Source organism: Achromobacter marplatensis (assembly GCF_049060505.1).
GTDB classification, from domain to species: Bacteria; Pseudomonadota; Gammaproteobacteria; order Burkholderiales; family Burkholderiaceae_B; genus Achromobacter; species Achromobacter marplatensis_A.
Map to the genome: position 1 here is coordinate 98695 of NZ_JBMGRB010000006.1, position 17793 is coordinate 116487.

Here is a 17793-nt window from a genome sequence, read left to right on the forward strand (position 1 = left end):
ACGCGTCTGCGGCGTGATCTTGTACATCAACGCGAGGGTCGGCGTCAGCACGCCGCTCTTGTCGTAGCGCGACGATTGTGCGCCCGTGGCGTCAAATGCCGTCTGCTCGTAATTGGTGTAGCGCAAACCGCCCAGCAGCGACCAGCCCCCCCGTAAGGTCGATCGTGTCACTGGCGAACATCGCCTTCTACGTGATTTCCGCCGCGCGGTACAGGTCCAGGCTGCCCTCGCTGTAGTACGTGTTCGTGTTCTGCGAACGCAAGTTACCCGTGCCCTGCAACTGATACACGCCATCGACGCTGTAGTCGTTCTTCTGCTTTTGCCATGATGCGCCGGCCACCACGCGGTGCTTTATCGGACCCGTTGCGGCGTGTGCGCGTAGTGCTGTAGGTGTAATCGGTGCGCACGCTCCAGTCGGACGACAGCTGAGACGGCAGTTCACTGCCCACCAGTTGCCCCGCATAGATCGTGGGCTTCTTGGTGACGTAATTGACCAGGCCGCCCGGCGAACCGAAGCCGTACATGAACCCCGACGCGCCCTTCAACAGATCAATCTGCTCGAACTGTTCGAAGGGCAGCGTCGTCACATAGCTCAGGAACGGCTTGCCGTCGATGCGATAGGAATTCTGCCAGTCCAGCGGCAAGCCGCGCACCGTCAGATAGCTGGCCCATGCGTCGTAGGACGCACTGTTATCGCTGACGGACGCATCCAGCGCGAACACATCGCCCAGCTTATTGACTTGCCGTTCCTGAATATCCGCCGCGGTCACCACCGTTGTCGAAAACGGCGTTTCGAACTGGCTGCGATTGCCCAGCGCGCCCGTGTTAACCGGCGTGGACAGATGCTCTAACGTTTCATCGACCGGCGCCGCCTTGACCGTGACCGCGGGCAACGGCGCCTTGCGCCGAGCCGGTCTAAGGCTTCAACCCAGCCACCGGCAACGCGAAAAGCACCACGCCTGGATTCGCGATCACAAACCCCGTTCCCGCCAGGAAGGTGACCGGCGACAGCAGCTTCATCATGTCGGCGGCGCTGCCTTGCGAGTCCTGCACCGTGATGCGATACGACTGGTCCAGCGGCGTCGGGGCGACCCCTGCCGCCTGCGCCATGGTGGGGGTATCCGGCCGGGCCAGGTACCGCTTGCCTTTAAGGTGATGGGTGTAATAGACCAGCCCACCCTTCGTGGTGTTGAAGTGCATGGCCAGCGCCTCTTTCCGATCGCTTGGCGAGGCGTTATCCGTCAATTGCAGGCGCACCAAGCCCCAGGCGAGGCCATCGGCCCCTACGTGGAAATCGCGCAGGACCACGGCAGTCAGCCGCGTCCGGAACCCGGACGCCATCGCCTGCGCCATTGCGGGCGGCATATCGAACAAATAGTGATACCGCGGCCCCAGCACGGCGAAGGTCTTGCCGTCCGACGACACCATCAGCGTGGAGACGTCTTCGGTATAGACCTTCGTCGATGCGCAACCCGCGACCACGAAGGCAAGCGCGGACAGCAGCAAAGTCGTCAGGAGGCGTCGCACGGCGCTTGGCAAGCGCTTGGGATGGCTTCTGGCTGACACCGGCTCAGGGCGCGGGATTCGGATGGCGCGTGTGGATCCCGTCGATCGCCTTCAGCAATTCCGGCGACAAGGTCACGTCGACGCTGTCGATGTTTTCCTTCAGCTGTTCAAGCGTCGTGGCGCCGACCAGGTTGCTGGTGACGAACGGGCGCTGGTTCACCCAGGCCAGGGCCAGATGGGTCGGCGACAGGCCGTGTTCGCGCGCCAGCGCCACGTATTCGGCGGTGGCGGCCTCGGCCTGCGGGTTGCTGTAGCGGGTAAAACGCGTGTAGCGGGTCAACCGCGCGCCCTCGGGACGCGCGCCATTCAGGTACTTGCCGCAAAGCATGCCCATCGCCAACGGCGAATACGCCAGCAGGCCCACGCCTTCATGGTGAGTGAATTCGGACAAACCGATTTCGAACACGCGGTTCAACAGGCTGTACGCGTTCTGGATCGAGACGATGCGCGGCAGCGCCTGGGTCTCGGCATGGCGCAGGAACTGGCCGACGCCCCACGGCGTTTCGTTGGACACGCCCACGTGGCGCACCTTGCCGGCGCGGATGAAGTCTTGCAGCACCGACAACGTTTCCTCGATCGGCACGGTGTGCTCGTCTTCCACCCAGGGGTAGTTCAGTTGGCCGAACGTGGCGGTAGTGCGGTCGGGCCAGTGCAGTTGATACAGGTCCAGATAGTCCGTCTGCAGCCGCTTCAGGCTGGCATCCAGCGCCGCCGTGAGGTTCTTGCGGTCCAGGAAAGTCTTGCCGTCGCGGATATGGCCCGGGCGCTTGGGGTCGCGCACCGGGCCGGCCACCTTGCTGGCCAGCACGATGTCCTGCCGGCGCTTGCTGCGCGCCAACCAGGTGCCGATATAGGTTTCGGTCAGGCCTTGGGTCTCGGGCTTGGGCGGCACCGGATACATTTCGGCCACGTCCACCAGGTTGACGCCGCGCGACAGCGCGTAGTCCAGTTGTTGATGCGCTTCGGCCTCGGTGTTCTGTTCGCCCCAGGTCATGGTGCCCAATCCAATCAGGCTGACATCCAGGTCGGTACGGCCGAGTTTGCGGGTTTTCAAGTTCTGCTCCGTGCGGGGTCTTAATCGGGAATCGACACCTTACCGCAAGATGTTGGCGTTTCGCTGACAAGCCCCGGGGATCCGGCAGCTTGCCACCCTGCCGCAATCCGCATACGCTGGCGTCTCCCCGAGGGAGGCGCCATGCTCAGGAATTTCGACGAATCCTATCTTTTCTTCATCGGCGTCATCGTTTTCCTGGGCATCATCGAGCTCTGCTTCCGGCTAGGCCGCCGGCAACGAAAACCGGCCGACGAGTCGCACCGCACGCACATCACCGCGTTGCAGACCGCCCTGCTTGGCCTGCTGGCGCTGTTGCTGGGCTTTACCTTCGCCATGTCGGTCACGCGATTCGAAGCGCGCAAGAACCTGGTGCTGGAAGAGGCCAACGCCATCGGCAACGCCTATTGGCGTTCGCAATTGATCGCGCCATCGGCGCGGACGCAGGTGCCGCCCTTGTTGCTGGAATACACCAAAGCCGCGCTGGAACTGCATGATGCGGAAAACGACATTCCCCGGTTCGACGCGGCCAGCGCCACGTCGCGCCGCATTGAACGCCAGATCCGCACCTTGGCCGCCGACACCGCCGACAACCCGCCAGCCATCTCGACGATCATGTTCATCCAGGCCATCAACGAAATGGCACAGGTCAACGAGAAACGCCGGGTGGCGCTTGAGAATCACGTGCCTGAGCCGGTGTTCTACCTGCTGTTCATCGTCAGCGCGGGCGCCGTGGCCTACATTGCCTACGGCACCGGCCTGTACGGGCGCAGACGGCTGACGTCGACGGGCCTCTTCGCGGCGCTGATCGCGCTGGTGCTGACGTTCATCGTCGACATCGACCAGCCCGGGACCGGCGTGATCCAGGTCAACCAGGAAAGCATGGAGCGGATGCAGGGCATGTTGGAACAAGAGCGGTAGCGCGTCTCAGCCTTGCCATGCCGGGGCGTGGCTTACAGGACTCAGGCCGCGCAACACGATGCAGGCGACGACGTGGACGGTACGGAACGGGAGGGTGCTTTGCCGCCCCTGCCGCCGCCCGGACGCCTCAGATGCCGTTGCGGGACAGAAATTCGCGCACCGCGTCCAGCACGGCGGCTTCTCGCTCTCGGTGGGGCACATGGCCACAACCCGGCATCGGCAACATCGAAGCCGGTCCGCCTGCCAGCGCCACCAGTTTCTCGGGATGACGCATGGACCCGTACTCGTCGTTTTCGCCATGAATGGCCAAGAGCGGCACCGTGATGCAAGGCAAGACCGCGTCCAGGTTCCAATTGGCGAACGCATCCGACTGCCAGGTCTTGACCCAGGCATCCAGCACCCATTGCGCCTTCTCGCCGTGATAGCGCTTCAGGCGGTCCAACTGGGCCGGGTCCTTGAATTGCTCGCCTGCCACGCGGATGCCTTCCAAGGTACGGTCTTCCACGAATTCCTGTGCGGATTCGGTCAGGACGCCGATGCAGCGTTGCGGAAACGCCGCGGCGACCGACACCGCCATCCCGCCGCCGACGCTATGGCCGAAAACCAGGAAGCGGGCCAGTTCGAAATGGTTCGCCAGCGCGGCGAAGGCGTCTCGGGCTTCGTCGGCGACGAAGTCCGGCAAAAGGTGGCCCGGGTGCGGGTCGGATTGGCCGAAACCCAGCCGGTCATACGCGATCACGGCGCGCCCCGTGGCCTGCGCCAGTTTGGCCGGAAAGTCGCGCCACAGGTCTACGCACCCAAGCGAGTCATGCAGCAGAACGATCGGCGCGCCGCCCGCCCGGGCGTCTCCGGCTGGCCACATCCGGGCGTGGATCCGTCCCAGTGCGGTCGGAATCAGGCCACTTGCTGGGACGGGCGCTGCGTGGTCAACCATCATTCATCCTCTGTTCAGTTCTTGGGCTTCGCAGATTCTGCGGCCAACCAGGCTGACAGGCAACTCCCGCCTGCTTGCCAGGCGGGAGGCGATGGGACCCGCGAAAGCCTCAATAGGCCGGTGCCGACCGCGGCAAAGCCAGCATGCGGGGCGCCGAATCAGGGGCTTGGTCACGCAGTTTGAAACGCGCGACGGTATCAGCCAGCACGCGCGCCTGATCGCTCAGCATGGCCGACGCTGCCGCCGACTCTTCCACCAGCGCCGCATTTTGCTGCGTTGCCTGGTCCATATCCGCCACGCTGCGGTCGATCTGGCTGATGCCGACGCTTTGCTCAGTCACCGCACCGTGAATCTCGGCCACCAATCGCTGCACCCGTGAAATGCCTTCCACGATTTCGCTCATGGTGGAACCGGCGGCTTGCACGCGTTCGGTGCCGCTCTTGACGTTTTCGACCGACGCCTGGATCAGCGTCCGGATCTCTTGCGCCGATGCCGCGCTGCGCTGCGCCAAGGTGCGGACTTCTCCCGCCACGACGGCGAAGCCGCGGCCTTGCTCGCCCGCGCGCGCCGCTTCGACGGCCGCGTTCAGCGCCAGGATGTTGGTCTGGAACGCAATGCCGTCGATCACGCTGATGATCTCGGTGATGCGTTGCGACGATTGCGAAATCGCGCTCATCGTCGTCACCGCGTCCGTGACGACCTGGCCGCCGCGTTCCGCGGCCGAGCTGGCTTCGGTGGCCAGGCGCGTGGCGTGCTGCGCCGCCTCTTCCGTCTGGCGGACACTGGACGTCAACTGCGTCAGCGCCGACGACGTTTCCTGCAGGGAACCCGCCGACGTCTCGGTGCGCTGCGACAGATCACGGTTACCCATGTCGATTTCGCTGGTGGCGGCGGACATCGAATGCACGCCCGTGCGCACATCCAGCATCACGGTGCTGATTTTGTCGACAAACGCATTGAACGACGAGGAGATCTGCGCCACCTCGTCATGGCCCACGACTTCCAGGCGATGCGTCATGTCGCCGTCACCGGACCCGATCGTGTCCATCGCGTCGCGCACGGCCGACAAGCGCTTGAACGCGCGGGAAGTCACCACGCTGGCGATCGCCACGGCCACCAGCGTCAGCACCACCAGCGAGATCAATGTGGCGTTCAACACCTGCGCCAAGCCAGCAGTGGCTTCGGCGCTATCCAGCGCGATCACGAGCGACCAATCCGTGCCCGGAATGCGGCGCGCCTTGAGCAGCTTCGGCACCCCGTCCAGATTGACGGCCAACGGCTCGGCGCCGTCGCGCAACATCGCCGCCAGCGCGGCAGGCGTCAGTTCAGGCGCCACGTCGGTGGAAGGTTTAAGCGCCAGCTTGTCGTTCACGTGCGCAATGACCTGTCCATCCGTCGCCACCACGAAGGCCAGGCTGGACGGCGTGGGGCGGATCGCGCGGATAATGGTCTGGATGCCGTCCAGCGGGACGGCGCCGCTCAACACGCCCGTCGTCTGGCCGCCGCGGATCATCGGCGTGGTGAACGCCACATAGAGCTTGCCCGTGCCCGAATCGCCATAAGGCTTGGTGACGGTCAGCTTGCCCGCCGCGACCGCGCTTTTGTACCAGGGGCGTGCCGTGGGGTCATAATCGGCCGCCACCTGCGTGGTCGAGAAAAAGGTCTTATCGGACCAGCCGATGGTGGAAATGGGGAAGCCGTTGGTTTCGCCCATCAATTTGGTCAGGCCGCGCGGGTCGCCTTTTTCGACGACGGCAGCGGTCGCGACGACGGCCTGGGCCTTGTCTTCGGACCACCGTTCGATGGCGCTGGCATTGCCGGCGGCAATGGCGTCCAGGTTGCCGGAAATCGTCGCCATCATGTTGCTGCGGACGATCTGGTAGGTCGTGATCCCGGACAGGACCAAGGCGCCGACAACGGTAAAGCAAGTAATCAGCAGGATCCGGTTGCGCAACGAGGTAATTTTCATGCTTGCCTTATGTCAGCCACTGCCCGTATCGGAGGACACGGGTCCACGGCCCACGGCTGAAAACCGGCGGCCACGATGGACTTACGGCATGCCTGGCCCAGACTTTAGGGGTAAACCCTTAAATTTTCGGCATTTCCTGTTAAGGGAATAGCCGCCCTGGCGCGGGTCGACCCGGCCTGGCCCATCGCCCGCGCCGGCAGCCCGTTGCGCTAGCCCGACGACTCGACCCGGCGCCGGCCCGACTACCGCGGCATGATCTTCCTGCAAGCCGGCTTCGACGTAGCAGCCCTGCGGTAAATGCGCCCTGCCGCCCCGCAATCGGTCTAAAATCCGGCCACATTCCGAACCGGGATCCTCCGGTCCTGGCCCCTCCCGCGCGAAGCGATCCCAGATCCGTGCAGCCCTCTCCCGGCCCCCTCCCCTCAGCTTCATCGCACGCTGCGCCCATCCGCCAGGTGCAGGTAGATGCCCTACGACGCAGCTTTCCGTTCGCGTTGGCGGGATCGCTGGTCAGCGCGTGCTTTTCGGCCTACGCCTTGCTTGACGTCCTGCCCCTGCATGAAGTCCTGTGGTGGATCGCGGCGACACTGGTCGTAGGTGCCTTGCGGCTGACCGCCATGCTTGCGTATGACCTTCACCGCACGGACCCGGGAGCCGCCCAGCGGTGGATCCGGCGGATGTTGGTCGGAAACCTGTGTTCCGGCATTCTATGGGGCCTGCCGTTCGCCTATTGGACCTTGTTCGTGCCGCTGGAGTACCAGCTCTTCTTCATCGTCATTCTCTTCGGCCTGGGCACGGGCGCCATCTACTCCAACTATATGATTTTGCCGGTGATGTATGCGTTCGAGATACCGGCTTTCGCGCCCATATTCGTAACGCTGGCCGCTCAGCCGTCCGCCATACACCTGGCGCTGGTATCGGGCGGACTCGCGTACCTCATCGCCAGCCTGGCCTTCATCCATCGCATGAACCGCACACACCTGGATGCCTTGCGGCTGGGCTATGAAAACATGGCGCTGCTGGAACAGGTCAGGTGGGAAAAAACGGCCGCCGAACGCAGCGATCTGGAAAAATCCCGCTTCCTGGCCGCCGCCAGCCATGATTTACGGCAACCGGTCCACGCCGTGACCCTGTTCCTTGGCCTGCTGACCAATGAACCGTTGTCCCGCCATGGCCGATACCTGGTTGACAACATCGCCAGCGCCATCGCGGCGATGGGACACTTGTTTGACGCCTTGCTGAACCTGTCGCGGTTGGACGCCGGCGTGATCGAACCTCGGTGGCAGGGATTTTCCATCAATCCGCTTCTGGTTCAACTGCGAACCGAGTACGCGCCCCAGGCCCGCGAAAAAGGCATGTCGCTACGCGTTCGCGCCTGCTCGGCAAGCGTGTTTTCGGACCCGGTACTACTGGAACGCGTTCTGCGAAACCTGATCAGCAACGCGATCATGCACACGACAGGCGGCCGTGTGCTGGTCGGTTGCCGGCGCGTCGCGGAGCAGTTGCGCATCGAGGTCTGGGACAACGGACCGGGCATTCCTACGTCGGAGCAAGAGCGGGTCTTCTGGGAATTCCACCAGCTCGACAATCCAGAGCGCGACCGTAGCAAAGGGCTGGGGCTGGGGTTGGCAATTGTCCGTCGAACCGCCAAGCTGTTGGGGCATGCGCTCACGATGCGCTCGGAGGTAGGCCGAGGCACCGTCTTCATGGTGACCGTGCCGATATCCCGCGCGGCCGGCGACTCTCCCGCCAATGCCGACGATGCCCATCACGCGCCGCGCCGAGCCGAGCGGCAACAGGCTCGGTTAAATGGAAAACTGGCGTTGCTGGTGGACGACGACGCACAGAACCTGGCCGGCCTGACCATGCTATTTGAAAGTTGGGGGTTTCGTGTGATCGCGGCGACAAGCGGGAATTCCTTGTTCGAGCAGGTGTTGCCGCTGAACGAAGGCCCAGCGCTGATCGTCAGCGACTATCGCCTGCGCGACCATGAGACCGGCATTCATGTCATCGACCGGCTGCGCGACGAATACAACAATCCAGATCTGCCCGCCTTGCTGATCAGCGGCGATACGGACCCGGCAAGGCTGGCTGAAACCGCCGCCCGCGGCATTCCGCTATTGCACAAGCCGGTAGTCGTGCAAGCGTTGCGGGAACGCGTGACAAGCCTGCTGCAAGATGCCGCGGCTAAATCCTTCGACGGAGACACCGCATGACGGCCGTACTGCTTGTCGACGACCACGCCATGTTCCGCGAGGCCCTGGCCATGGCGCTGACGCACGCTATGCCGACCCTGACTGTGCATCCCGCGGCGAACGCCCGCGAAGCCTTGGAGGTTCTGGATCGGCACCTTGGCATCAGCAACGTCATCATGGATTACTACCTGCCAGACATGGCTGGAGCGGACCTGCTGCATAAGTTTTTTCTGCGGCGTTCACACGTGCGCGTGCTGGTGCTGTCCGCCTCGCAGGATCCCGAAGACGAACGTCGGGCACTGGAGGCTGGCGCACGGCAATTCCTGAACAAATCGGCCAGTTGCCACGAGCTGGCCGCCGCGTTGGAAGCGATCAATGCGGACCCACCGCGCCACGCACCCTCCGCCGGAACGTCAACCCGTTCACCCGACGACGCCACCCTGCTGCGCACGTTGACGCCGCGCCAGGGCGAAGTGCTGCGGCTGATGTGCGATGGCCTGCGCAACAAGGAAATCTCGGAACGCCTCAACATGACGGAAAAGACCGTCAAGACACATGTGTCGGCCATCCTGGCCACGCTGGGCGTGCTTAATCGTACACAGGCGACGCTTGTGGCTCGGCGCGGCGGCGTGTTCGGGAAGCCGGTTTAAGCACGCCACTGTCGGCGGCGACCTTGCCGCCCACCAGCCCGATCTCGCGCCCGGCCGCGGCAATGGTATCGGGCCGATGCGCCACGATCACCCGCGTCATGTTCAGCTTGGCGATGGCCAGGTTGACCACCCGCTCGCGCGTGATGTCCAGATGGCTTGTCGCCTCGTCCAGGAATAGCAGCGCCGGCTGCTTGTACAGCGCGCGCGCCAGCAACACGCGCTGCTTCTGCCCGCCCGACAATACCGTTCCCATATCGCCGACCAGCGTGTTGTAGCCCATGGGCATCGCGCAGATGTCGTCGTGGATGGCGGCGATTGCCGCGCACTCCGCGGCCCGGTCCGGATCGTACTGCGGGTCGAAGAAGCTGATGTTCTCGCCGATGGATCCCGCGAACAGCACATCGTCCTGCAGCACCGTGCCCGCCATCCTGCGCAGGGCGGCCGCGCCCATTCCGCGCACCGGCACGCCATCGACCAGCACTTCGCCTTCGGTCGGCGTCAGGATGCCCAGCAAGATATTGATCAGCGTTGTCTTGCCGCCCCCGGACGGGCCCGTGATGGCGACCGATTCGCCCGGCTCGATGCGGAAACTGACATCGTCCAGCACGTAGGGCTCTTGCGGGCTGTAGCGAAAGCGCAGGTTGCGCACTTCGATGGCCGGCGACTTCGTCACGGCGCCATCGGCGCGCGGCATTTCATCGGCGGCCTCTGGCGTCTCGCGCACAATGTCGGCCAGGCGTTCGCCTTGCAGCCGGAGCATTTTCACTTCCACGAACTTGTCCAGCAACGCCGCCACCCGCTTATCGAACAGCGTCTTGTAGACAATGAAAGCCAGCAAGGCGCCGACGGTGAACTGGCCGTCCAGGACCAGCCGCGCGCCCAGCCACAGGATCGCGATCGATGACAGGCCGAACAACAAGCCATTGAACGTGCGGAAAAACAGCGCCCACTTCTGCACGCGCAGGTCCGCATTGATTTCATTGACCAGCAACGCCAGCCAACGCGAACGCCGGTCGTTCTGATGCTGAAACAGCTTGATTGCCTTGACCCCGCGCACGGTTTCCAAAAAGTGCGATTGCTCTTTCGCGGCGTGGACGATGTGTTCTTCGGTGGCATAGCGCAACGAGGCATAGCCCGACCACCGCGCCAGCCCGTACAGCGCCATCGCACCCACGGCGATCCACGCCAGCGGCGGGCTGTACAGGAACATCAACACCAACGTGATCACCATGACGATGCCGTCCAGCAACGCCTCCAGGAAGGACGTGGTGACGGTGCGCTGGATGGTGTCGATGGCCCCGAAGCGCGACACGATGTCACCCAGGTGCCGCTTTTCAAAGTAGCCGACCGGTAGCCGCAGCAGATGCGTGAAGACGTTGCTGCGCCATTGCAGGTTCAGCGTCGTGCCCATGAACATCAGCATCCAGCTGCGCGCCACCGAGGTCAGCTGCAGCATCACCATCAGCAGTCCAAAGGCCAGCGCCAACGTGGTCAGAAGATCCCGGTCGCCCGTGTTCAGCACGTGATCCACGACCCATTGCAGGAAAAAAGGCTGAACCACCGTCAACACTTCCAGCCCCAGCGCCAGCAGCATCACTTGCGAAAATGCCGCCCCCAGGCCGGTGACGCGACCTGTCAGTTCACGTAGCCGGACGGGCTTGTTCTCGTTGGCCATCTGGAAATCCGGCGTCGGCCAGAGTTCCAGCGCCACGCCGGTGTACGACGCCGATAGCTCGCTGATGGCGCATTTCCGGACGCCGGAGGCGGGGTCGATCAGCGTGGCCGACCGCGCATTGATATCGGTCAGCACCACGAAGTGGTTGAACTCCCAATGCAGGATGCAAGGGAGCTTTAGCTTGCCCAGCGCCCCCAGGCCCGCCTTCACGGGCCGGGACGCCAGGCCCAACTGGCCCGCCACATGGATCAGCGTTGCAAGCGTGGCGCCTTTGAGGGACACGGGAAAGCGGCCTCGCAGGCTGGCCAGGCTTTGGTGGTGCCCATGGAACCCTGCAACCATGCCCACGCAGGCCAGGCCGCATTCGGCGGCCTCGGTTTGCAGGAGTCTGGGCACCCGCCGTTTGACGCCGAGCGTCAGGCGTTCAAGCATCGTCACAGTTTCCCCGACAGTCGGTAGGCGGGATCGAACGCCCATTGGTACAAGCGGCGCGTCTGCTGAAGCAGGTCCGCGTCCAGCCGCATGCCGGGCCGCAACGCCAGCGCCTGCCCCTGCGAGCCGTGGGCTGACGGGTCCAGCGACACCGTGATCCGGTACATCGGTTCCTTGTCGCCCTGCCCCGCGGCGCCGTCAGTCATCTGCCATTCCGGCAACGCGCTGCGCGTCACGGTCTGGACCACGCCGCGCTGCTGGCCAAAGGTCTGGTACGGGTAGGCTTCAAGGCGGATCAGCACGGCGTCGCCCGGCGCCACGAAGCCCACGGCGCGGCTTGGCGCGTACAGCTCGGCCAGCAACTTCGCGCCGTCGGGCACGATCGTGGCCAGCGGGCGCCGGGTGTCCACCGCCTGCCCCACCTCGGCCGTCATCGCGGTCAGCACGCCCGCCTGCGGCGCCGTCACGACCACGCGGCGCTTGGCTTCGCTTTGGGTCAGGTCCACCGCCACGCCCGCCAGGTCACGGTCCAGCTGCGCCAGCTGGTTCTGCTGGCGCAGCGTCAGGTCGGCCAGGGACGATTTCCGATTGGCAAGGTCCATGGCGATGCCGATGCGGTCGCGCAGCAAGGCCTGCAGTTGGTTACGCTGTTCGAGCAGATCGGCGCGTTTCTGGTCAGATTCTTCGGGCGACAGGTAGCCCTTTTCCATCAGAGTGCGATAGCGCTGCGCACTATCCTCGGCCAGCTTGATCCGGCCACGCTGGCCGCCGATCTGGCTGTCGATCGCCGCGAGCTGCGAGGTCAACCCGCCGATGCCGGCGGTCAGGTTTTCATGTTCGCTTTGCTGCAGCATCAAGGTCTTCTGGCGCGCCTGGCGCAGGCTGTCTTCGCGTTGCCGTATCTGCCCGCTGATGGCTTGCTGCGTGTCGCCCAGCGCGCTTTGCTGTTCGCCCGACACGACATACAGCACGTCGCCCGCATTGACATGCTGGCCCTCGCGGGCCGGACGCTCCAGCACCACGCCCGCCTGGGGCACATAGAGTTTGAGCAGGCCCGCGTCGGGCGCAAGCTGGCCGCTGACGGTCGCGCGCTTGGTATAGGTGCCGAACGCCAGGAACAGGCACACGGCCAGCACGAAACCGCCCAACACGACGGTGACCAGGGCGAACGACACCGGCCGGATCAGGACGATGTCGCCCAGCCCGACGGAACGTTGCGCGGCAAGCGCCTGTTTGCGATAAAGCGACATCGGGCAAGGCCTGAAACAAGCAAAGAGAAAAAAGCCCGCGACGGCCAAGCCGCCGCGCGTCATGACTACGGCCCGGTACCTACCTGGCTTACCTGAAGATGCTCTGGCGGCTCGGCTTGGCGCCGGCGGGGCCGCCCGGGGCCGTCGGGCTCTTGAGGAAGATCTGCCGGCTATTCGCGCCGCCGCTTACTTCCAGGACTTCGCGTTCGCTAAGCGGCTGGACCTGCTTTTCCAAGGCGTCGTCCATCGACGCCATAGACACAGTCTTTTCCATGGACTACTCCTGTTGGCAAGCGCCTTGACGGCGTCGCCGGTTGAATCAACGTGAGTGGTAAACCGTTTTGCGGCCGGAGGCGGTGTTGCTACCGGCCGACACGGAGGCTTGGCCCATGCGACTCGTGCCGTGGCCGCCGCTGACTTGCGCGATTTCTTCTTTGGTCAAGGGCTGCACCTGGTGGTCTTGCGCCTTGTCCGCCGCTTCCGGTTGGTGGGTTTTCTTCATGAAATTCTCCTGCTTGCTGGCAAAGGAAGCCGCGCCAGCGTCGGCCAGGCAGCCACAGCCGCCTGGCTCCCGCCACGTTGCCATGCAAACGGAGGGGGGGAGCTTAAGCTGCTGGACTGCTCCTGGCGGACGGTAGCAGCGGGCTTTTGCGCGCGCATCGGTCTTTAGTCGTAGACCGCTGTACGCCAGGGCGGCGGGACGGGTCGGGACGCGGCCCGCGCGTCGTCGCAGGTTCGCACCGAACAGCAAGCGCAAGCGGCCGCCTGGGAGTCGCCCTCCCTGCGTTCCCATCGCAAGCTTGATGAACGAATCACGCTATCTCAAGAGGCCGTGCGGCCTAACGGCGACCGTGTCTTCCTGATCTCGGACAGCATTGTGCCTATCACGCGGAACTTCGCGCGCCGGCTGATCGTGCCGCCCATGAACATGCCCTCTTCCTCCGCATTCAACAAGCAGGAAGGCCTGGTTGTGCTGGGCTTGCATCTTTCGGCGGCAGGCGTCATCGACGCCTGGGTCATCACGTCTTCCGGCTTCGAAGAAATTGACCAAAGCGCCCTTCGGATGCTGCGGCGCGGACGGACCGAAGGTGACTTCCCGCCTGCGGGCAACGTGGTTCAGTTCACGGTGACGTTCACGTCGTCGAAGAAGAAATAGCCGCCAACTGCGGCGCTTCCCCGACGGCCGCACGCGTTTCCAAGGACTCCAGCAGTTCGGCGGACGGCACGAAGAACAGGCTGCCCGTCACGGCCCGGCTGTAGTCCAGCAGCCTGTCGTAATTGCCTGCCGGGCGGCCGACAAACATGTTTTCGAGCATTTGCTCGATCGGCGCGGGCGAACGCGCGTAGCCGATGAAGTAGGTGCCGAATTCGCCCACGCCCGGACGGCCAAACGGCATGTTGTCGCGCAGGATCTTCACTTCCTGGCCATTCTCTTCCAGCGTCGTCAAGGCGCTGTGCGACGACGCCGGCTTGATATCGTCGTCCAGCTCCACGTTGGACAACTTGTGGCGGCCGATGATGCCTTCCTGGCTTTCCACCGTCAGGGCGTTCCACCCGGCCATGTCGTGCAGATACTTCTGCACCAGCACGTAGCTGCCGCCCGCGAAATCCGGGTCTTCGTCGCCGATCACGGTGAAGTCGACCGCCTCGCGCCCTTCGGGGTTTTCGGTGCCGTCGACGAAACCGATGATGGCGCGCCGGTCGAAGTAGCGGAAGCCATGGACTTCATCGACCACGGTCACCGCGTCGCCCAACCCTTCCACCAACAGCGTCGCCAGCTCGAAGCAAACATCCATGGCGTCCGCGCGGATATGCAGCAGCAGATCGCCGGGCGTGGACACCGCGACGCGCGCGCCGTCGCCGAACACGCGGAACGGATGCAGGGACGCCGGCCGCGGTTGCCCGAACAACGCGTCCCAGGCCTCAGACCCGAACGCGCAGACACAGGACAGGTTCTGCTGCGGCGCGCGCGTTCCCACGGTACGCGTCAATGTGGCCACGTCGGCGCACCAGCCGCGGATGGTTTCGGCGGCGGCAGCCCCCGGATTCAGCGTGGCGACAATGAAAATCGCGTGACGCGTCGCGGGGCTATGGACGGCTTGAGGGTCTGGCGGAAAATCAGGCATGGGATCGGATCATCAAAACGGGGGGACGGAAATTCTGGCGGAAATTGTATCTGTTCCACCAGAGAAACCGTCAGCCATCTTGCCCCGGCCATGCCGACCGGTCAGAAGCGGTACGCCACGCCCACCGAGCCGAACACGTTGGTCTTGCGGTCCGTCAGCGGGCTATCGCGCGCGTCGCCCAGCAAGGTATTGACGCCGACCGTGGACATCGTGCTCCAGCTGGGATTGATGCGATAAATCCACGTGGTGTACAGGCCAACGTTCTTGAATCCCGACGACGGCGAGTACGTCGACAGGCCTTCGCGGCTGCGGGCCGCTTGCGACGACGTGACGCCGTACCAGGTCTGCATGTAGTCGCTGCTGGCCCATTCGGTGCGGACTCCGACCTGCACGGTGTTCTTCTCGGTCATTAGCGCCGCATACGACGCCCGCAGTTCCAGCGTGCCGCCGTAGCCGCTGCGAGCCGCCTGCTTGTAGCCCGCGCCCAGCGAGTATCGGCCAGGGCTCCATTCCACGTAGGCACCGTAGGCGCCGTGGAACTTGATGTCGTCCAGCCCTTTCGTGAGGTCGGCGTCATCGGCCTTGCGCCCCAGCGCCATGCCCACGAAAACGCCTGCCTCCAGGTCGGATGCCAACGAGGTTTTCAACCCCATCGCGGGCAGCCCCATCCGGGGCGTGATGAAGAAATTGCCGGATTGGTAGTTGATCAGCGGCACCGGAAGCGCCCGATACTCGCTGGAACCCTCATAGACGGGAATCGCTCCGACCCCCAATCCGATGAAGTTCCCGCTTTGCGCGTAGACAGCGCCAGCCCCGGTGAACATCGCGCCTGCAAGCGCGCCTCTTGCTAATATACCCATCCGCATCAGGGCTTCCTTCAGTGTTATTACAGTGGCCGTGGGCGACCGCCCCCGGGCTTGGCCTGCATTGTCCTGAGCAACTTTTAATAATTCTTTAAGACCCCGGCGCAACCCGCCAGGGACGGCTCTGGAGCTTGCTTGCGTATCCTGCTGGTAGAAGACGACCCCATGCTGGGCGATGCCTTGCGCACGGGCCTGATTCAAGATGGGGCCGCCGTGGACTGGGCGCGCGACATGCCGCAAGCGCACTTGGCGCTGGTGGACCACGGTTATCAGGCCGTCCTGCTGGATCTGGGGTTGCCCGACGGCAGCGGCTTGACGTTACTGAAGGCGCTGCGCGCCCGCTTCGACACGACACCGGTCCTCATCATCACCGCCCGTGACCGCCTCAGCGAACGCATCCAGGGCCTGGACGCCGGCGCCGACGACTATCTGGTAAAGCCTTTCCAGCTGGACGAACTGCTGGCCCGGATGCGCGCCGTGCTCCGCCGCAGCAGCAACAGCGTGGTGTCCGCACTGCGCTGCCGCGACGTGGTGCTGGAACCCGCGCGGCGCACGGTGACCCAGGGCGGCAGCGAAGTCAGCTTAAGCGCGCATGAATATCACACGCTGTTGGCACTGATGCAACGCATGGGCAACACCGTCAGCCGCGATCAACTGGAAGTCGCGGTCTACGGCAGCAGCGGCACCATCGAAAGCAACACCGTGGCGGTCTATATCCATCAATTGCGACGCAAGCTGGGCGACGGCCTGATCGAGACCCAGCACGGATTGGGCTACCGCATCGTGCCGGACGTGTCGTCATGAAGACACTGCGCAGACAAGTCGCGGTTACGCTATTCCTGGCAATGATCGCCACCTGGGTAACCGTCTTTTCCTTGATCTACCTGGAACAGACCCGCGCCGAGACCGGTATGTCAGATCGGGATTTGCGTGATTCCGCCCAGAAAGCGCTGCTGTCGTTGCCCACCAGCCTGCTGCAGGCAAAACCCTCCAGCGAAGACCGCTTTGAACTGCCCGACTCCAACCGCTTCGACGGCGAATCGTTCAATTTCCAGGTGTGGGCGCTGGCCGACAAGCGGCTGCTTGTGCAATCGCCTTGGGCGCCCGACCAGCCCCTGATACAGGACTTCCACAACGGATTCGAAGACGTCACGCTGCGCGGCGAACGCTGGCGTGCCTACTCCGTGGCGGATGCCGATGGCCGCATACAGGTCCAGTTCGCCAAGTCGGAAGTACAACTGCGCAAGGAAACCGCCGCGCGCATGCGCAATGGCTTGGCATTCCTGAGCGTGCTGTTTCTGATACTGACCGGCCTCACGTGGCTGGTCATGCGCCGCGCCTTCCGCCCGGTGGACCGCGCACGCGACGCCATCCTGAGCCGCCCGGCCATGGACTTGACGCCATTGCCGACGTCCGGAATGCCCGGCGAACTACAACCTTTCATCCAATCCATAAATAGCCTGCTGGAACGCCTGTCGGCCTCTCTCGATCGGGAACGCCGCTTTCTGGCCGACGCCGCCCACGAGTTGCGCACGCCATTGGCAGCGCTAAGCGCCTACGCCGAATTAGCGGTGCGCAGCGATACCCCCCAGGCACGCGGCGAAGCGGTCGACAAGCTGCGCGACGTCGCGACCCGCACCACTCGCCTGGCCGAACAACTGTTGGACCAGGCGCGTACCGAGGCGCAAAGCGAGGGCCGCGCCGAACCCGTTTCGCTGGATCGATTGTCGCAAATGATTGTGCGCGACAGCGAAGCGCTGGCCCACCGAAAGCACCAGCGCATCAGCCTCGACACCCAGCCGGCAATGGTGAACGGCAGCGTCGACGCGTTGGGCGTGCTGCTGCGCAACCTGCTGGACAATGCCTTGCGCTATACGCCCGAAGGCGGCCGCGTGGCCGTCTCGTGCGGCCCGCTGCCCGACGGCGGCGCGCAGTTGTCCGTGGCCGACAATGGGCCGGGCATCGCGCCAGCCGAGCGCGAACGCGTGTTCGACCGCTTTTACCGCAAGGCCGGCACCATCGAGCGCGGCAGCGGCATTGGCCTGTCGCTGGTGGCGCAGATCGCCGCCAAACACAACGCCCGGATCGAATGGGGACCTGGCCTGGACGGCCGCGGCGTGGGCATCACCGTTGCGTTTCGCGCAAGCGGCGACTGACGGCG

The 17793-nt window shown here is 64.3% G+C and carries 16 protein-coding genes and 1 pseudogene; 6 read left to right on the forward strand and 11 right to left on the reverse strand.

The genetic code is table 11. From position 1 onward, the window contains the following. Nucleotides 1–3 precede the first annotated feature (3 nt). From ACI0FO_RS16520 to ACI0FO_RS16530, 3 genes and pseudogenes are all read right to left on the reverse strand, one after another. Nucleotides 4–899, reverse strand: a pseudogene (locus tag ACI0FO_RS16520) (TonB-dependent receptor domain-containing protein); the annotation flags it as partial. Between the two features lie 16 nt (nucleotides 900–915). Continuing rightward, nucleotides 916–1527: a hypothetical protein gene (locus ACI0FO_RS16525; protein ID WP_416028279.1), complete on the reverse strand. Its 612-nt coding sequence runs from the start codon at nucleotides 1525–1527 to the stop codon at nucleotides 916–918. 43 nt (nucleotides 1528–1570) lie between these two features. Further along, the gene (locus ACI0FO_RS16530; RefSeq protein WP_416028281.1) at nucleotides 1571–2620 is read right to left on the reverse strand and encodes an NADP(H)-dependent aldo-keto reductase; all 1050 of its coding nucleotides are present in this window, start codon (nucleotides 2618–2620) and stop codon (nucleotides 1571–1573) included. Nucleotides 2621–2761: 141 nt separating this feature from the next. Here ACI0FO_RS16530 and ACI0FO_RS16535 point away from each other — a divergent pair, with 141 nt between their 5' ends. Continuing rightward, nucleotides 2762–3538, forward strand: a complete 777-nt coding sequence (locus ACI0FO_RS16535; RefSeq protein WP_416028283.1) for a hypothetical protein — start codon at nucleotides 2762–2764, stop codon at nucleotides 3536–3538. A 127-nt stretch (nucleotides 3539–3665) separates the two neighbouring features. On the opposite strand, the gene ACI0FO_RS16540 is transcribed toward ACI0FO_RS16535, so the two are convergent. Further along, nucleotides 3666–4475, reverse strand: a complete 810-nt coding sequence (locus tag ACI0FO_RS16540) for an alpha/beta fold hydrolase (RefSeq protein ID WP_416028285.1) — start codon at nucleotides 4473–4475, stop codon at nucleotides 3666–3668. Between the two features lie 106 nt (nucleotides 4476–4581). After that, on the reverse strand, nucleotides 4582–6441 hold the full coding sequence (locus ACI0FO_RS16545; RefSeq protein ID WP_416028287.1) for a methyl-accepting chemotaxis protein: 1860 nt from the start codon (nucleotides 6439–6441) through the stop codon (nucleotides 4582–4584). Between the two features lie 455 nt (nucleotides 6442–6896). Between ACI0FO_RS16545 and ACI0FO_RS16550 the strand changes: the two genes are divergently transcribed. Together ACI0FO_RS16550 and ACI0FO_RS16555 are read left to right on the forward strand one after the other, a co-directional pair. Further along, on the forward strand, nucleotides 6897–8657 hold the full coding sequence (locus ACI0FO_RS16550) for a hybrid sensor histidine kinase/response regulator (RefSeq protein ID WP_416028289.1): 1761 nt from the start codon (nucleotides 6897–6899) through the stop codon (nucleotides 8655–8657). Beyond that, on the forward strand, nucleotides 8654–9286 hold the full coding sequence (locus tag ACI0FO_RS16555; protein ID WP_416028291.1) for a response regulator: 633 nt from the start codon (nucleotides 8654–8656) through the stop codon (nucleotides 9284–9286). Before ACI0FO_RS16550 ends, ACI0FO_RS16555 begins: the two co-directional genes overlap by 4 nt. Here ACI0FO_RS16555 and ACI0FO_RS16560 read toward each other — a convergent pair. The 4 genes from ACI0FO_RS16560 to ACI0FO_RS16575 all read right to left on the reverse strand — a co-directional run bounded on the left by ACI0FO_RS16560 (nucleotide 9225) and on the right by ACI0FO_RS16575 (nucleotide 13145). Then, a complete protein-coding gene (locus ACI0FO_RS16560; RefSeq protein WP_416028293.1) occupies nucleotides 9225–11399 on the reverse strand; it encodes a peptidase domain-containing ABC transporter in 2175 nt (724 codons plus the stop codon). The genes ACI0FO_RS16555 and ACI0FO_RS16560 overlap by 62 nt on opposite strands. Then, complete coding sequence (locus ACI0FO_RS16565) at nucleotides 11396–12643, reverse strand: HlyD family secretion protein (protein ID WP_416028295.1); 1248 nt, start codon at nucleotides 12641–12643, stop codon at nucleotides 11396–11398. The genes ACI0FO_RS16560 and ACI0FO_RS16565 overlap by 4 nt, the downstream gene beginning before the upstream one ends. An 88-nt stretch (nucleotides 12644–12731) precedes the next feature. Then, complete coding sequence (locus ACI0FO_RS16570) at nucleotides 12732–12917, reverse strand: hypothetical protein (RefSeq protein ID WP_416028297.1); 186 nt, start codon at nucleotides 12915–12917, stop codon at nucleotides 12732–12734. 45 nt (nucleotides 12918–12962) lie between these two features. After that, complete coding sequence (locus ACI0FO_RS16575; RefSeq protein WP_416028299.1) at nucleotides 12963–13145, reverse strand: hypothetical protein; 183 nt, start codon at nucleotides 13143–13145, stop codon at nucleotides 12963–12965. A 375-nt stretch (nucleotides 13146–13520) separates the two neighbouring features. Here ACI0FO_RS16575 and ACI0FO_RS16580 point away from each other — a divergent pair, with 375 nt between their 5' ends. Next, nucleotides 13521–13799 (forward strand): TonB family protein, encoded by a 279-nt coding sequence (locus tag ACI0FO_RS16580; protein ID WP_416028300.1) that lies wholly within the window; start codon nucleotides 13521–13523, stop codon nucleotides 13797–13799. On the opposite strand, the gene ACI0FO_RS16585 is transcribed toward ACI0FO_RS16580, so the two are convergent. Both ACI0FO_RS16585 and ACI0FO_RS16590 read right to left on the reverse strand, forming a co-directional pair. Further along, the gene (locus ACI0FO_RS16585; RefSeq protein ID WP_416028302.1) at nucleotides 13777–14769 is read right to left on the reverse strand and encodes a Dyp-type peroxidase; all 993 of its coding nucleotides are present in this window, start codon (nucleotides 14767–14769) and stop codon (nucleotides 13777–13779) included. The two genes, ACI0FO_RS16580 and ACI0FO_RS16585, sit on opposite strands and share 23 nt — an antisense overlap. A 101-nt stretch (nucleotides 14770–14870) precedes the next feature. Then, nucleotides 14871–15635 (reverse strand): MipA/OmpV family protein, encoded by a 765-nt coding sequence (locus ACI0FO_RS16590; RefSeq protein WP_416028304.1) that lies wholly within the window; start codon nucleotides 15633–15635, stop codon nucleotides 14871–14873. A 132-nt stretch (nucleotides 15636–15767) separates the two neighbouring features. Here ACI0FO_RS16590 and ACI0FO_RS16595 point away from each other — a divergent pair, with 132 nt between their 5' ends. Beyond that, complete coding sequence (locus ACI0FO_RS16595; RefSeq protein WP_416028306.1) at nucleotides 15768–16436, forward strand: response regulator transcription factor; 669 nt, start codon at nucleotides 15768–15770, stop codon at nucleotides 16434–16436. Then, nucleotides 16433–17788, forward strand: a complete 1356-nt coding sequence (locus ACI0FO_RS16600) for an ATP-binding protein (protein WP_416028308.1) — start codon at nucleotides 16433–16435, stop codon at nucleotides 17786–17788. The genes ACI0FO_RS16595 and ACI0FO_RS16600 overlap by 4 nt, the downstream gene beginning before the upstream one ends. The last annotated feature ends 5 nt before the right edge of the window (nucleotides 17789–17793 follow it).

Bases quoted from the DNA above. Each gene is read 5' to 3' on its own strand.
- ACI0FO_RS16585 (WP_416028302.1), bottom strand. From the start codon at position 14,769: ATGCCTGATTTTCCGCCAGACCCTCAAGCCGTCCATAGCCCCGCGACG.
- ACI0FO_RS16545 (WP_416028287.1), bottom strand. From the start codon at position 6,441: ATGAAAATTACCTCGTTGCGCAACCGGATCCTGCTGATTACTTGCTTT.
- ACI0FO_RS16565 (WP_416028295.1), bottom strand. From the start codon at position 12,643: ATGTCGCTTTATCGCAAACAGGCGCTTGCCGCGCAACGTTCCGTCGGG.
- ACI0FO_RS16570 (WP_416028297.1), bottom strand. From the start codon at position 12,917: ATGGAAAAGACTGTGTCTATGGCGTCGATGGACGACGCCTTGGAAAAG.
- ACI0FO_RS16590 (WP_416028304.1), bottom strand. From the start codon at position 15,635: ATGCGGATGGGTATATTAGCAAGAGGCGCGCTTGCAGGCGCGATGTTC.
- ACI0FO_RS16540 (WP_416028285.1), bottom strand. From the start codon at position 4,475: ATGATGGTTGACCACGCAGCGCCCGTCCCAGCAAGTGGCCTGATTCCG.
- ACI0FO_RS16535 (WP_416028283.1), top strand. From the start codon at position 2,762: ATGCTCAGGAATTTCGACGAATCCTATCTTTTCTTCATCGGCGTCATC.
- ACI0FO_RS16555 (WP_416028291.1), top strand. From the start codon at position 8,654: ATGACGGCCGTACTGCTTGTCGACGACCACGCCATGTTCCGCGAGGCC.
- ACI0FO_RS16575 (WP_416028299.1), bottom strand. From the start codon at position 13,145: ATGAAGAAAACCCACCAACCGGAAGCGGCGGACAAGGCGCAAGACCAC.
- ACI0FO_RS16600 (WP_416028308.1), top strand. From the start codon at position 16,433: ATGAAGACACTGCGCAGACAAGTCGCGGTTACGCTATTCCTGGCAATG.